The following is a 17,007-nucleotide window of genomic DNA, read 5'->3' on the forward strand; positions in this document are numbered from 1 at the left end:
CATCAAACCGCGACCGTGTCCAGCGTGGGATGCGTGACATGGTCGACCGCGGGGTCGAACGGCATCGGCAGGGTTTCGTCGTTGAGGATGACACCTTCCAGCAACGCCACCTGATTGTCGTTGGCGGTCAGCGGCACGCCACCCACCTCCGTCACCTCCACCTTGACCGCGAACCGTTCGTCGGTTTCGGGGACAAGGTCGTGCGACGCTTCCAGGGAGAAACGGGCCGTGGACTGGCCGGCGTTGAAGGTCAGGGTGCCGGTCAGCGGCGTGCTCGTGGTGGCGCTGAAGGGCTGGCCCGTGACGGGGTCCAGGAAGTCGTTGGCGCTGACCCCCTGCTGATTGCCCGTCAGAGTGGGCGCGCCCAGGGTCCATTGCACGGTCAGCGCCTCGTCAACCTGACCGGTGCGCAGGACGTCGAACACGAACCGCGCCCCGTCCTCCGCCTGGGAAAGATTGGTCGACACCAGGCCGATACCGAAATCATCGTCCAGGATCTGGGCCGCCACGCGCGCACCGCTGGGCACGATTTCCACGCCGCCATTGTAGCTGTCGGTGCGGGCGCCATCCAGGTGCAGTTCGAACCGCTCGTTACCCTCGGCCTGCATATCGCCCTTGATGCTCATGCCGATGTAATAACGCTCTTCCACCGCATCCCAACTGAGCGCCACATCGGTGCCCGATCCACCGGTGATGTCGTCGCCATCGACCTCGCCCGTGATGTGATAATCGACCCGCACATGGTCCATCGTCACGGCATTGGCCGACCGCTGGATCTCATCGACATAGAACCGGATCTCGGTCGTGCCGCTGTCATCCTCGACATACCGATGCGTCTCGGTCTGCGACAGGCCGATCAGGATGTCGTCATCCTGCACCGTCACCGTGGCCGATCCCACAGTGGCCGTGCCGCCACCGGGATTCTGGTTGCTGTCGAAGGAGGTGACGGTGTCGATGACCAGCCGGAACTGCTCATCGGGACCGTAGATATCGTCACCCGCGATGTCGATATCGATCGTGGCCGTGCCGATGCCCGCATTCATGGTGATGGTGGTCTGGCCCGATGGCAGGGTGCCCGACACGAAGTCGGCCCCGTTGGTCGGGTGCAGGCCCGTGCCTTCCACATGCCAGGTCACCAGCGTGCTGGCGGCCGATCCCTGTGCCGTCACCGTGAACTGGGCGGTAACCGACTGTCCGTTGTGCTGCTCGATGATCGTCGTGTTGTTGGCAACCAGCGTGACCTCGACATCGTCGTTGCTCAGCGTGCCGGCAATGCTGTCGGCGCCGAGGATGGCAGCACCGATGGGATTGCTCAACACCACCTTGAAACTCTCGTCGGGTTCATAGACATCGTCGCCGAGTGTGACGAACGTCACCGTCTTCACCGACTCCCCGGCCTGGAAGATGACAACACCCGTGGGCAGGGAGCCGCCGAAATCATCGGCATCCACCGGATTGGTGGTTCCGGGCTGCACGCTCCAGGTGACCGTGGCCGTCTGGCTCAGGTCGCCGCTGCGCCGGACCTGGAAGGTGATGGCACGGTCGTCATTGTCGTTGCCTTCATTGACCGCCGTGGTCGCCATGACCAGTTCCAGAACGGGATCATCGTTCACGATGGTCTGGGTGGCGGTACGCACGTCCAGGGTGGTGTCGCCGACCGGGTCGGACAGCGTCACGGTGAACCTTTCGTCGAACTCCCCGACCGTGTCGCCCTTGATGAAGATGTCGATCAACTGGTCGGCCATGCTGCCATCGGCAAAGGTCAGCAGCGCCGACAGCGAGCCGGGCGACAGCGTCTGGCCGCCGACCTCGATATGGTCGATATCGTCGATCGTCAGCGGGTGATCGCCGGTTCCCGCGATCGTCACGGTCGCCGACGCGTCACCGATGGCGGAGCCGGTGCGCGTGACCTTGAAGGAGATCTTGGTCAGGCCGCTATTGCCCTCCGCCTCCGACGGGTTGGACAGCGGGACCAGCGACAGCTTCTCGTCATCATCCACCACCTGCACGTCGGCCGTGCTGGTGATCAGCGTGCTGCTGGTATCGCCGCTGTCGCGCGACAGCGTCATGCGCAGGCTGGCCGGATTTTCAATGACGGCGTCGCCGACCAGGGACACGGTGACGGTCTTACTGGTCTCCCCATTGGCGAAGGACAGGGTTGTTCCGTCGAACGCCGCCGCACCGGCGGCCTGTCCATCGATCAGCAGATCGCCCAGCGCCACGGCGTCGGCATCGCCGCTGAGCTTCGACAAGGTCCATTTCACCGTGGAGGCACCCGTGCCCAGCGCGCGGGTGATGGTGAACACCGCAACGTTGCCGCCCGTCTGGTTCTCCGTGATCTGACTGACATCGACACTGACGCCATAGCCCTGATCGTCATTGAGGATGGTGCCCGTCCTGGAGCCATCGGCCGTCGACTTGATGGAGCTGCCGGCCGATGGGCTGGACAGGGTCACCGTATAGGTTTCGTCCGGTTCCCACTGCGTATCGGTCGCCAGATTGACGGTGACGTCCACATAGGTCTGGTTGTCGGCGAAATTCACCGTGCCGGTAAGGGCGGAGGTGAAGTCGTTATCATTGCCGCTGGTGGACGCGGCGTTCGCGCCGCTGCCGGTGATGGTCCAGGTGACGGCACTGGTGCCCGTCAGGTTGCCTTCACGGTTGATGCGGAAGGTGATTGCGCCGTCATTCTCCTTCACATCGTCGATTTCGGCCAGGGAAAAGCCTTCATCATCGTTGGTCAGCGTGCCGGTGGCCGAGGCGGTACCGGTGCCGTAATCCAGGTTGATGGTGAAGGTCTCGTCATCCTCCCACTGCGTGTCGCCCTGGACGGGGACCGTGAATGTGTAGGTGGTGACGCCGGCCGGTATGGTGAAGGTGCCGGAGGTGGCGCGGAAATCATCCGCGCTCGCCGTCTTGCCCGCAAAGTCCAGCGCCCAGGAGACAGGCGCGGGAAGGCTGTCGGAACCGGTACGCGTGACGGTGAAGACCAGACTGTTATTGCCATCGCCTTCCGCGACGGAGGCATTGGCAATGGACAGCACATAATCATCGTCGCCGATGATGCCCTTCACGGAGGGGGTCAGGATGGTAGTGCTGCCCGATCCATTGCTGAGGAGGATGTTGAAATCCTGCAGGGTCGTCTCGGCCACGGAATCGGCGGCGATGGCGATCTCCACCAGTTGCGCGCCATCCTGCGTGAAGGTCAGGGTGCCCGAGGTCGGCCCCGTGAAGTCGCTGGCATCCGCCCCCATGCCGGTGAAATCCAGCGCCCAGTTGATGGTGGATGTGCCGGGCTGCGTGCTGCCTGCCCGCACCACTTCGAACCGGTACATGCGGACATCACTGTTGGTGCCTTCCACCTGGGTGATGGGGTAGCTGTCGGAAATGAACACCGAGGCATCGTCATTGATGATCGTGCCCTTGGCCCCGGTGCCGGTGGTGACGAAGAGGTCGTTCTCCGCCCCCGTGCCGAAGGCCGTAACCTCCACCAGGAACACCTCGTCGGCTTCGGCCACCCCGTCGCTGGAAACGGCGGAGAAGGTGATGTCCTTGTACAGTTCCCCGGCCGTGAAGGTCACCTGGCCGCTGGGCAGGGTGCCGCCGAAATCGGCCGCATCCACCACGTTGCGTCCGCCGGACCCGACGACCGACCATGTGACGGTCTGGTCCTGCGGCGTGGAAACGGAGCGGGTGATCCGGAAATGATAGGTACCGCCCGCATCCTCCACGACGGCATTGTTGGCGGTCTCATAGGTCGGGGTGGCGACGACGGAGAATTCCGTATCGTCGTTCAGCACGGTGACGATGCCGCTGCCATTGTTCAGCACCTGATCGATGCCGGTAACATTGTCCAGCAGGACCTTCAGAGTCTCGTCCGCCTCGATAGTGGCATCGCCCTTGACATTGAAGGTCAGCGTCGTCGTCTCCTCGGCATAGCCATGGACGACCGCCAGGGTCGTGGTCTCGCCTTGCCCGTCGCCCATCTCCACGCCGGTGCCGCTGAAGCTGCCGGTGCCACGGTCATCACCGTTGGTGTCGATGTCGACCACGCTCCAGTTGAACTTCGTGATCTGGTCGGCCACGGGCTTGCCGGCGCGGATCAGGTCGCCGACACGCGTCACGGTGACGGTGACAGCCTGATCACCGCTGTCACCCTCGGCAACCGACACATTCTCCACCCGCAGACCGGTATCGTCATTGATGATGACACCGTCGACGCTGGCCGCCGCCTGATCGATATGGCCGATGGACGGGTTGTACAGCTCGATGGTGAAATGCTCACCGAACTCGACCACGGCGTCGCCCCGGATACGCAGCTCGACCGTCTTCAGGATATCATCGGTGGAGTTGGTGTCGCGCGGGCTGAAGTTGACCGTGCCATAGGGCAGGACGGTCTGACCGTCCTTGGTAAAGGTATCGAAGAAATCCGCCGGCGTGATGTCGCTGCCATTCCGGGGCACGACGCGCCAATTGACGGAGGATGCCCCGATATAGCCGTCGGTCGTGTCGTTGCCCGCATCGACCACGCGGGTAACGTCGAATTTCAGCACATTGGGGGAACTGGCCGTCGGATCGGCCTCCAACACCTCACCCGTAGAATTCTGGGAATTCCAGGCCACGGAATAGACGACATCGTCATTGGCGATGGTGACACCAACGGTCATCACGTCGCGGCCCTGGAACCGGCCGTCCCGTGCATCGAAATCGTTCTCATGCTCCGGATTGGGGGAGAACAGGACCTTGTCGCCCGCCGAGGAAACGGGGTTCTTGAACACCAGATGGAAGGTCTCGTCATTCTCCACGGTCAGGTCCGGCGCGAACAGCCCGGCGATGGTCAATGTCGCCCCCATGGTGCGTTCCGCGACCGTGACGGGGGTGGCGCCCACCAGATGCGTGTGGCCGTTTCCATCGACATAGGAACCGGAGAACAGCGCGGCGTTGAAATCATCGGCAGTCGCCGTGCCATCCAGCACGACTTCCCAGCTCAGGCTGAGATTGCCATTCAGATTGCCGGTGCGGTCTATGGCGAAACTGAAATCACCGTTGTTGGCACTGGCATGCTGGTCGGATGCCCCCGACCAGGCGCTGTCACCTTCGAACACGCGGACACGGGGGTCCCACAGCGACAGGTCGACATCCGGTGTGGAGGTGTCGCGGTCGTCATCGAAGCTATAGGTGGTGATGTTGACGCCGGATTTGATGAATTCCTTGAACCACAGGCGGACATCATCCTCCATCACCCGCACGGTGGCGGTATAGGCATCGGGGTCACGGCGGGTGGTATTCCAGTCGGCAAGTCCTGTGGCCGCGCCGAAACCCACGGTGTCCCAGCCCAGCGTCCCAGCCCATGGCAAGCGGATGCCCTCCGATGTGGTCGGGAAATATTCGGCATCATAAAGGGTGACGGTGAGGTTGTTGTCTTCTTCCACCAGATTGTCGTCAGCCACGCGCAACACCACCCGCGCCTCCGTGGCGCCGGCCGCGAAATCGACGATGCCGCGCCACAACTCGGGCTTGACCTCCGCGATATTGCCGCTTTCCACGACATAGCCGGAACGCCCGCCACCCGCCGCACTCCCGAAATTGATCTCGAAGAATGCCTGGCTGGCCGTGGCATCGGCCGCCGAGCGGGTAAAGACCAGCACGATGCGCTTGTCATCATCGGTGGCGGGAGAGGTCGGGGCGGCATCGGCGAAGTCCCAGGTGGAACCCGTGCCTTCCGTGATCTCGTCACCCGTCCGGGTCAGCATATGCAACGTCCCGGACACACCATCCTTCCAGCCGATATCCACCTTCACGGTGGTGCCGTCATTGTCGGCAATCAGCACCTTTGTGGTGCCGCGCAACGCATCGATACCAACAGGGCTGTAGCTGCCTTCCAGCGCCACCGGGTTGGACAGGACGATCTGGAATTCCTCCGCATCCTCTGCCAGCAGATCGTCGCGGATGGCGATGGTCACCACCTTCTGCTTCACGCCTTCGGCGAAATACAGGGTCTTGGCGGCCGACCACACCTCCGATCCGTTCGGCGTGCCCCAGGTGAGACCGAGGGCACTGTCATAACTGCCCTGGCCACCGTCATAGAGCAGGAAGTCGACCGTCTCCGCCCGGTGCGCACCCGCCGCCTGCGACGAGGTACCATCCTCGATGAAGCCGCCATTGCCATCGATGCCATTGACGACAATGCTCCAGTCCACCGATGCCGCGCCCGGCCCGCTGCCTTCCAGCGTCACCACGAACTGGTGCAGCGAGTAGCCGGGGGGAGCGGTCAGGCCCTGGGCCGCCAGCGCGCCGTTCGTATCGGGAACGCCCAGCCCGGCGCCGTCACCGCTGGCCCAGGTGTTGCCGCTCCGCACCGCTACGCTGCTGACCCCTTCCTTCACCAGCATGCCCATGACGGAGAAGGTCCGGTCGTCGTTGGCGATGCGGCCATAGCCGGCATTGGACAAGGGCGACTGCTTGTAGATGTCCGGGTTCTCAGGATTGGAGACAAGACGAGCGGATTCGAACGCCCCAGTAACCAGCGTGCCGTCGATGACCTCGCCCAGCAACTTGACGCGGAAATCCTTGTCGACCTCCGCCAGATCGTCGGAGCGGACACGGACCGTGATATAGGCTTCCTTCTGCCCTTCGGCAAAGGTGACCGTCCCGGTCACGCCCCGCGATGTCACGCTTTGTCCACCCAGGGCGATGAAGTCGGTGGCTTCGGTCGGACCCACCTTGGGGTTGGGGTAGTAAGCATTGACATATTCGCCGTCACCCGCACCGGCCGGCAGATCGCCCTGCGTGGGGGATTCCACCTCCCATTGCAGGGTGAAGCTGCCGACGGTCGCCAGTTCGCGCGACACGACGAAGGTGTGCTCGACCCAGGCGCCATCGACGGTGCCGTAATCGACACTGGCGGCGCCGTTGGCGAAATCGCCGCCCACGGCAACCACCTCGATCACGGCCTGGCCGTTGGCTTCGGTGGTGTTCGTGGCCCGCGCGACGATGACGGGATCGACATGACCGACCGTGGCGGTGAAGGTCTCGGCGCGCGCCTGCTCATCCTCCGTCAGATCTTCCAGGGTCAGGCTTGCCGGCGTTTCCACCTGCGAGCGCATCATGATCTGCAAGGTGCCGGCCGGAACATTCATCTCATAGAGGTAGAAGCCGGTATCGACGCCATTGACGACTTCCCGCGTACCGTTCAGCGCCTTGAAGGCTGGTGGACTGGAATGCTGATAGGCGACGGCATTGTAGGCGCCCTCCACCGAGGAGGACAGGACTTCGGAAATGGGCGCGGCCTCCCACTGCCCCTGGTAGCGCAGGACGATGGTGAAGGCCTGGTCGGTGCCGGCATTGTTCTCCTGCGAACCCGACAGGTAGAAGCCCTGGTTGACCGTCAGCACCGGCGTGTCGCCGCTACGGTTGTTGATGTCGATGGTCTGCGTCAGGTAATGGCGCGTGGTGTTCTGGTCATAGACGACACCGGCGCCCACCGTGATCTGCGGGCTGTCATCATCCACCAGGACGACGGTACCGGAGCCATAGGGCACCGTGAAATCGTCGCCGGACACAACGCTGGCGGTGACATTGATCTGCTCCACCATCTCGTCAATGGTGTCATTGGCGATGGCCGTGCGCACCAGGACGGAATCCACGCCCGGCCCGACCTTGATCGTGCCGTCCCAGGTTGCGGTGCCGCTGCCGGTCAGCGTTCCCACCGCGGGCGGAATGGGCAGCAGGGAGTTGGCGCCCTCGCCATAGGCCGCGCGGTCGTTCAGTTGGATATCGGCCGCCGTGGTGCCGGTATTGGCGGCGACATTGATATCCTGCTGCATCTGAAGCTGCAGCCAGTTGCCATCCTGCGGCGCCACCACCACCGCGGCGTCCAGGCCCGTGACGTCCCAGGTCGGGGCGCCGGTCCCGTCCCATTCGACGGTGAAGTGCAGGAATTTCACACCGGCATCAATGATGCCCATTGAATCGAAGCTGCGGAAATATGTCTGGATATCCGACAGTTCGGCGTTGGGATCGCCGACATAGGTTCGGAAATATTCCAGCGCCTGGGTATTCTGCGCATTGCTGGACAACAGGTCCGCAACCCCAACGAAGCCGCCCTTCAGCGTGCCCGCCGTCTCCGTCTGACCGAAATGGATGCCCAGGGCGCTGGTGTCGATCTGTGCATCGGCACGCACGGGTATCCAGACGTCACTCAACGGTCCGCCGGTGCTTCCCGAAACGAAGGAAACCTGGCCGGTGAAGCCACTGGCATCCACCAGCACATTGCTGGGGGCGGGCGGGTTGGTGGAACCGGGCCCCAGGCCGAAATCGCCAAAGATGACCTGGGGGGAGGTGCCGAACTGCAGCGACAGGTAATGCTCGGTCGGCGCATAGTCGCTATAGGCCCAGCGATGGGCGAACAGCGTCGTGGTATAGTCGGTCCCGTTGCGGCTGGCCGTCGCGACCACCGTCTGGTCGCGCTTGGTGAACACGCCACCTTCGAAGATGTTGTCGGTTGTGACGCTGATATCCGTGGTGCCGGTGGCGTAGCCGTTACCGGCCAGGGCCTTCAGGTCGACGATGATCTCGTCATCTTCCCCGAACTGGCGCAGGTCGAGGATATTGGTGTTGTTGGCCAGCGTGGGAAGGTCGTTGACCCGGATGGTGACGGCGTGCGCCGCCAGGTTCACCAGATCGCGCCAGGCCTGGGTCGGTGAATTCGCGTCGCCGCCCCAGTTGGTGAAGGTGGAGACAAGGTCCGATGAATCGAACGCCATGGTCGTTTCGTCATCATCCTTGACCCCGTCATTATCGACGTCGATCCAGGCGCCATCGCTTTCCAGCACGACATAGATGCGCCCACTGGTATCCAGCGGCGGCGCGGCCGTGCCGTTGAACAGCAGGCCACTCACTGCACCGCCGACCTTGTAGCCCTGTCCCTCCTTCAGGTCGGTAAAGTCCAGCCAGTTCGCGAACTGCTCGGGACCGGCATTGCTGAACTGGTACTGCACCGCCTGTGTGCGGCTGGTCGATTCCGGCGCCGCCACATAGTCGAATTCCAGCGCGGGCGCCGTCGATATCCAGGTCGCCCCGCCATCCGTGCTGTACTGGACATAACGGAAATAGTCGCCGGCCTTGCCCCCTGCGGCGTCCAGCATGGCGGACCCGGAAAAGCCCAACTGGAACACGTTGGTCTGCGTCGTGGTGGCGCCGAAATCCAGGCGGAACTGGGCATAGGTGTCCAGCCCCTCGATGGCCGTGCTGCCCACCACGTTCAACTGGAACTTGGTATCGGTGCCATCGCCATCGATGATGGTGACGTTGGTCTGGTCGCTGCCGACCGACCCGTTGGCGGCATTATCCAGGAACAGGCTGAAGGTCTCGCGCTGTTCGGCCAGATTGTCGCGATTGACATTCACCGTCACGGTGCGGGTGCGATGGTCGGCATCGAAGCTCAGGCTGCCGATGGTCGCGGTATAATCAGACGCGGCCTCGGCCGTTATCACGGTGCCTTCGCGATTGGACTCCGGCCCCAGTTCCTGATTGACCAGCTTCACCTCCGTTACACTGGTCTTGAAGGTCTGCTCGCCGAACCGGTCGTAACGGCTGGTCTCGGGGTCATAGGCGCGGTAGAGGTCGTTGGAAATCCAGACTTCGGCCTCATCGCGCTTGACGACGATGCTGCCCAGGATGATGCCGCTGATGGCGTCGAACGTGTCATTGAAGGTCGAAATCGTGTCGTCACCGACGCTGAATTCGTCGATCCGGGCCGATTCCGCCAGCGCCGAACTGTTCGGCCGGACCTTGATGTCGAAGCCGTAATCGGCCTCCGGCGTGTCATCCGGGATCGCGGTGAAATACAGGACCTTGTCGGCCCCGTCACCCGCCGCCCAGGACAGAATGCCCGATGAACCAGATGAGACTCCGTTGGTCACGGCCGTCACCATCTGGCTGGCGAAATTGGGCTCATCGACGAACCATTCGAAGGAGACGGCCTGCGACAGGTCACCCATCCGCTTCACAACGACGGTATGGGTCACCCAATCCTGCTGCCCCTGCACGAACGGGTTGACGTCATAGCCGTTGGCCGAGGTCGGCACGCGGCCTTCCGGCAGGGAGGTGTTGATCGAAACGATCTGGATACGCACATCGTCATTGACGATGATCCCATGGGCGATATCGGCATCCTCTGCGACCGAAACGCCGGCATTGGCGGGCTTGGTGGCGGGGTTGAACAGTTCCACCGTGAACGGCTCGTCCTGTTCCAAACCGCTGGAAACCTCGGGCGGCCAGGGCCGGTTGGCGGGGCTGGCTGCGAAAGTATCCGAATTGACCTTGATCTCGATGGTCTTGCTGGTCTCCCCCGCCGCGAAGGAAACGGTGCCATAGGGCAGCACCTTCACGCGATGCTGGGACGAGGGGTCGTCATAATAGGCATCGTAGAAATCACCGACGGTGACGCCGCTTTCCGTTTCCGTCTTCAAGCGCCAACTGACTTCATGCGCCTGGGTGGTAACGCCGGTGCGCGTGACGGTGAAGCTGAAGGTGACATAGCCGCTGTCACCCTCCATCTGGCTCAGCGCCGTGGCTTCCGTAAGATTGGCGGTGAACCCCACCTCCGCATCGTCGTTCGTCACGGTGGTGATGGCGGTGGCCGTGATCAGGCCTGTTCCGGTCGACGGATTGGACAGTTGGACCGTCACATCCTCGTCCGCCTCACCTTTCCAGTCGCTGACGATGCGCATGGTGATGGTCTTGGACGTCTCGCCCTCCGCAAAGGTCAGGCTGCCCGACGGCAAGACGCCGCCCACGAAATCGTCGGCATCGACGCCAGCCTGCGCCAGCACAGTCCAGTCCACCGTGCTGACCTGGGTCAGCTTGCCCGTGCGGGCAACGGTGAAGGTCAGTTCGCGGTAATCCTCGTTGCTGCCGGCGGGGCGGGTGTCCACAGCCGTCAGATCGCTGTCCGTGCCCTCGCCGATGCTGGACACACCGGCGCTGATCGACAGGCCGGCATCGTCATCGATCAGGCTGACGCTGGCCGTCATGGGGTTGAAGGCCGGCGTGCCCGACGGGTCGGTGACGGTCAGCGTCGCCGTCTTCGTCGCCTCGCCCACGGCGTCCTGCACCAGCTTGACACGCACCACGGCGCTGATCTGGGACCCGGTGAAGGTGTGGCTGCCGCTCAGGTTCTGGCCCTGGCTGACGCCGTCAATGTCGATCTCCGCAATGTCGGACAGCAGGATGCCGCCGCTGAGCGCCCAATTGACGCTGGCGGCGCTGCCGCCGGGATCACGCGTCAGGTCGAAGATGATGTAGCGCGGCGTGGACGGGTCATTGCCTTCCACCACACTGTCGGTACGGGCCACCAGCGAATAACCGACATCGTCGGTCAGGATGGTGACGGGCGTGTCGGTCAGTTCGGTATTGCCGGCCACCACGACCAGATTCAGCAGGAAGTTCTCATCGCCTTCGACATCCACATCGCCCAGCACATTGACCGTGACGGTGGCGCTGGTCTGTCCGGCGGCGAAGGTGACGCGGCCGCTGGGCAGGCCGTTATTGGCGACCTGCACATCCTCCTGCCCTCCCGCGAAATCGTCGGCATTGACGGCCACACCGGTCCCCGGGAGCGCCCGCCAGTTGACGATCGTCTCCTTGGTGGTGTCACCCGTGCGGGTCAGGGTGAAGGTCACGGGCGTGGTGCCGCTGTCACCCTCCGTCACCGTGGACTGGGCCGCGGTAACGGTGATCTTGTCGTCGTCGTTGGTCAGCGCGACGGAAGCCGAGCCGGCGGTGGGGGAGATGACCGTGGTATCGGCCACCCGGCCACCGGCCGGGGTTGCCACCGGGTTGCTCAGCGTGACGGTGATATTCTCACCAACCTCCAGGATGTCGTCGCCCTGCACCGTGTAGCTGACATCGACGGACTGGTCACCACCCAGGATCTGCACGACCTGGTCGGGGCGGCCATCGCCGAAACTGATGGTGGCGGTCTCCGCCTCCGGACTGAAGGTCACAAGCGTCGGGCCGGTTCCGCCGACGGCGGTCAGGTCCACGGTCAGGGTGGAGGACAGATCACCGGTGCGGGTGACGCGGAAGGACACGGTCTGGCTGGTGCCGGCGGCCCCTTCCGGAACTGCGGCCGGCGACAGCCGGGTGATGGAGACGGTAGCGTCATCATCATGCACGACACCCACCAGCCCGTCGCCCAGCAGGTTGGAACGATCGCTGCCATTGTGAGTCAAATTGAGGGCGAAGGCCTCATCACCCTCCACATCCGTGTCGTTATTGACCGTCACGGTGACGGTGCGGGTGCTGGTATCACCGGCGGCCCAGGTCAGGTTGCCGCTGGTGGCGGACGCGAATTCCCCGGCGGACAGCGCCTCCGCATAGGTGACGCCGCCGGACACCACGCTGGTGCCGGCCACGCTCCAGTTCACATCCGACGCCTGGCGCGTCGTATCGCCCACGCGCGACAGGGTGTAGGTGTAGGTGCTGGTGGCCCCGCCCGCCCCTTCGGACGCGGCGGAGACCAGAACCGCCTGAATAGCCACGTCGTCATTGACCAGCGTGCCCGTGGCGGTCGAATGCGCGCCCAGCGAAACGCCGCCGCCCGCGACAGGTGCCAGCACGACACTGAAGCTCTCGTCACCTTCCACCGCCAGATCGGCGACCGCCCGGACAGTGATGGTGGCCGTGCTGGCCCCGACCGCGAAGTTCACGGTGCCGCTGACCGCGTCAAAATCCGCCGCCGTCAGGTCGCCTGACAGCGGGATGCTCCATGGCACGCTGACGGCCTGGCGTGTGTCGCCCGACCGGGTCACGGTGAAGGTGAAGACAGCGCCGCCGAAACCCGGACCGGCCCCGTCCTCGTCCATGGACTGGGTCAGGTTGGCGCCGCCGTCGAAGCTGACAGAGGCGTCGTCATTGGTCAGCGTCACCTGCGTGGACAGGTTGGAGGTGACCGAGGTCAGGGTGTGATGTGGCGTGGTCGTGCCGGTCAGGGTGACCGTCAATTGTTCGTCGGGTTCCACATTGTCGTCGGCGCGGACATGGATCTGAATCCGGGCCGTGCTCTCCCCCGCCCCGAACAGGACGGTACCCGTGCCATTGCCGGGCTGCAGGTCCAGCGCGTTGGTCGGGTTGGCGCCGGAGCCCAGCGCGCTCCAGTTCACGCTGGCCGGAAGGCGGGCGTCGCCGACACGGTTGACCACCACCTCGATGATGGAGGTGCCGCCGGTCTGGCCTTCCTCATGCACCAGCGTGGCGGCGCCCATTTCGAAATAGGCATCATCGTCCAGGATGGTGGCGTTGGTGACATGCACCGATCCCAGGGCCGTGCCCGCTGCGGGATTATCCAGCACGATGCGGAAATAACGCGACGGATCGACGATGTTGTTACCCACCAGTTCCATCAGAATGTCCGCCTGGACATTGCCGGTGGTGATGGTCACCGTGCCGCTGGGCAGCCCGCCATTGCGGCCCGACACATCCTGTCCGGCCGCGAAATAGCCCAGGATATCCGCGACATTGACACCGTCCAGCGGCTCCACATGCCAATCGACATGGGCGTCGCCACGGATATAGTCGGCGCGGACAACTGTAGCCGTCAGATGGCCGTTGCTACCCGCATCCCCCTCATCGCCGGAAACGGTCGGGAAGGCGAAACCGACGCTGGCCTCGTCATTCAGGATACGGCCCAGCACGGCGGGACCCACCTTGCCGGCGGGGCCGCTGAGCACGCTGAAATCAACGTAGAACTTCTCGTTGGGCTCCACCGTGCTATCGGGCGAGGGGGCAAAATTGATCAGCGCGCTGGTCTGGCCGGCGGCGATGGTGACGGTGCCCGTGGGGAAGGTGCCGCCGAAATCCGCTGCGTTGGCGTCGGCCGGCGTACCGGACCCGAAGGACTGCACCCGCCATTCCACCACGACATCCTGGCTCATCGCCTGCGACAGGGTCACGCGGAAGGTCTGGGTCTGGGGATCGGTGGGGTCGGAGCCTTCGATCCGGCTGGTGGTCACCGCCTCGATCGAGGCGGCGGCACCGGTGGGCGTGATGGTGCCACGCGCCGCATCGCGACCCATGACGACACCACCGACACTGTCGCCCGCGGCCGCGATCTGGACATTGAAGGCCCGTTCGCCATTGACGATCAGGCCGGGGGCCGCCTGGAAGGTGAAGGTCTGCGTATCGGAGACGGCGCTGGGGTCGCTATTGGCAGCAAAGACCACATGCTGGCTGGCCGGGAGCGTGAAATCGCCGATGGCGGCCGGATTCTCCCCGGCCCCCGTCACGGTCCAGTCGACCGCGTGACTGAAGCCCAGGGCATTGGTGCGGGCCAGGGTGACAGTATAGGTGAACAACCCGTCGGAACCGGGACCGGTGGCCGTGATGCTCTGGATGCTGATTTCGGCGTCGTCGTTGCGGACGGTACCCTGGATGGTGCCCTGCGTGATCCAGACCTGATCGTCGGTGGTGGACAGCGACAGGTAGAAACGCTGGTCATCGGTGACCCGGCTGTCATTCACCGACGCCAGGGAGATGGTGGCCTGGCTCTGGTCGGCGGTGAAGCTGACCGTGCCCGTGCGCGTCACCGGCAGGGTGGAACTGTCGGTGGAGGAGACCAGAACCGAATAGTTCAGGGTGACGGCCGTGCCCAGGCCGCTGACGCGCTGAACCACAAAGTCCATGGCCTGACCTTCGGTCACGGTGACCGACTGCGTCTGGAAGGCGAAGGACGGATCATTGTCGGTGATGGTGCCGGTACCCGTGGCGCCACCGGGATTGGACACCCCGGCAACCGCGCCCGTGCCCAGAAGGAGGGTCTCCGTCGCCTCGTCATCCAGGTCATCGACAACGGGGACACGGATGATGACGCTGGTCGCGCCGGCCGCGATGGTCACACCGGCGGCGGCCGACCGCCAGGTCGTGGTACCGGCATCGTAATATTCCAGATCGGTGACGGTGCCGGTGTCGCTGCCCGGCGTGATCGTGCCGCCCAGCGTAGGCGTGAACACAACGTCGACGCCGCTGGCGCTGCTGAGGCGCACGGTGAACAGCGCGTAGCCGGCATCCTCCAGCACGGCCGTGCCGTCGACGGAAATGGTGGGACGGTCATCATCGGCCGGAGTGCTGCCCGGTCCCGCGACAGACCCGTCATCATAGATGGTACCAACCCCGGTGACACCCTCGGGGTTCATGATGATCGCGGGGGTGGAGGTGCCGGTGACGGTGATGGGACCCGTGACCAGATTGAAGCTTTCCGGCCCTTCGTACAGCGCGGGATCGTCGTTGATGACGGGGACGCGGACCAGAACGCTGGTGCTGCCCGGCGCCAGGGTCACGCCGCTGCTGGCGGCAACCCAGGTCACGCCATTGTCCGTGGAATATTCCAGATCGGCGGCAAGGCCGATATCGGTGCCGGGCGTGGCATGGCCTACACCGGTGCCCGTGGTGGACAAGGTCGGGGTGAAGGTCAGGCTTTCGCTGGTCGCACGGCTCAGGCTGACCGTGAAGACCGCGTGGCTGGCGCCCTCGTTGATCGACGGGCTGGTGATGGCGATGGTCCGGCGGTCATCGTCGCTGACGGGATTTTGGGTGACGGGCTGGCCGACCGGGTCATAGGGCGTGCCGCTGCCATCATCGATGATGGTGGCCGATTGTGTGACACTGGCCCCCACGCGCAGTTGCGGGCTATTGCCGGTGCCGTCGGCATATTTCATTTCGGGGTCGCCGAACGCGACCGTCAGGCTGAACTGCTCCGGCCCTTCATAAGGCAGGTCGTCCACGGTGGCCGCGCGGACATAGAATTCCTTCACCCCCTTCGGCAGGGTGAAACGGCCATCGGTGACGGTCAGGGTGCTGCCGGCCGGGTCCGACGGGTCGGTGAACACGACCAGTGTCGGTTCCAGGTCGCCGGCCTGCGTCGTGACATGGGTCACGGACAGGTCGATGACCGCATCGGCCCTGTGTTCCTTGTTCAACGCGACCTTGAAGACGGCGGCACTGCCTTCCGAAACCTCAGCGCCCGGTCCGGTGACGCTCAGGGTCGGGTTGACATAGACGGGAACGGCATCCATCAGGGCGACGACGCCGGTCGCACTGGCCCCGGTGCGCGGCGCCGGGTCGGTACCAGTCCCGTCGGCATATTTCAGGAACGGATCGACAAAGGACGCCGTCAGGCTGAAATTCTCCGGCGCCTCGGACAGCGTGTCGACATTGGTGGCGGCCTTGACATAGACCGTGGTGACACCGGCCGGCAGGGTGAAGCGGCCATTCACCACCGTCAGGACCGAGCCGGCGGGATTGGCAGGGTCGGTGTAGATGACAAGGGTCGGGTTCACATCACCGGGCGACGTGGTAATATCGGCCAGGGCCAGATCGACCTCGACGGCCACGGCCATCGCCTTGCCCAGCGTCAGGGTGAAGACGGCATCCGCCCCCTCCTCCACGCTGGACGGGCCGGAAATGCCCATGTCGGGGCGTGAATTCAGCGGGTCGGTGATGGTGGCGGCATGGGTAACGCTGGCGCCGGGACGCAAGGCCGGGTTGGCGCCCGTGCCATCCGCATATTTCAAGGCCGGATCGGCGAAGCCGGCCGTCAGGGTGAAGCTCTCCGGCGTCTCCAACAACTGGTCGGCAACCGTTGCCGCCTTCACATAGACGGTCGTGACACCGGCCGGCAGGGTGAAGCGGCCATTCACCACCGTCAGGGCCGACCCCTCGGGATTGCTGGGATCCGTGTAGGCCACCAGGGTGGGATCAATGTCACCCGCCGCCGTCGTGACATGGGCCAGCGACAGCTCGATATCGGTGGCCACGTTCATGGCCGTGCCCAGCGACAGCGTAAAGACCGCCGGCGCCCCCTCCACCACACTGCCGCCGCCGGCAATGCTCAAAGCCGGGGGGGCAATGTCGGTGATGATGACAGTGTCGGTGGCGCTGGCGCCGGGACGCAGGGCGGGGTTGGTCCCCGTGCCATCGGCATATTTCAGCGCCGGGTCGGTGAAGCCC

Annotated in this window: 1 protein-coding gene; it reads right to left on the reverse strand. The window is 64.3% G+C overall.

What is annotated here, in order from left to right; all coding sequences use genetic code 11:
• Window positions 1-2: 2 nt before the first annotated feature.
• Window positions 3-16,892 (reverse strand): Calx-beta domain-containing protein, encoded by a 16,890-nt coding sequence (locus tag KBA48_RS13650; protein ID WP_292907209.1) that lies wholly within the window; start codon window positions 16,890-16,892, stop codon window positions 3-5.
• Between the last annotated feature and the right edge of the window lie 115 nt (window positions 16,893-17,007).

Source organism: Niveispirillum sp., from assembly GCF_017996735.1.
Lineage (GTDB): Bacteria > Pseudomonadota > Alphaproteobacteria > Azospirillales > Azospirillaceae > Niveispirillum.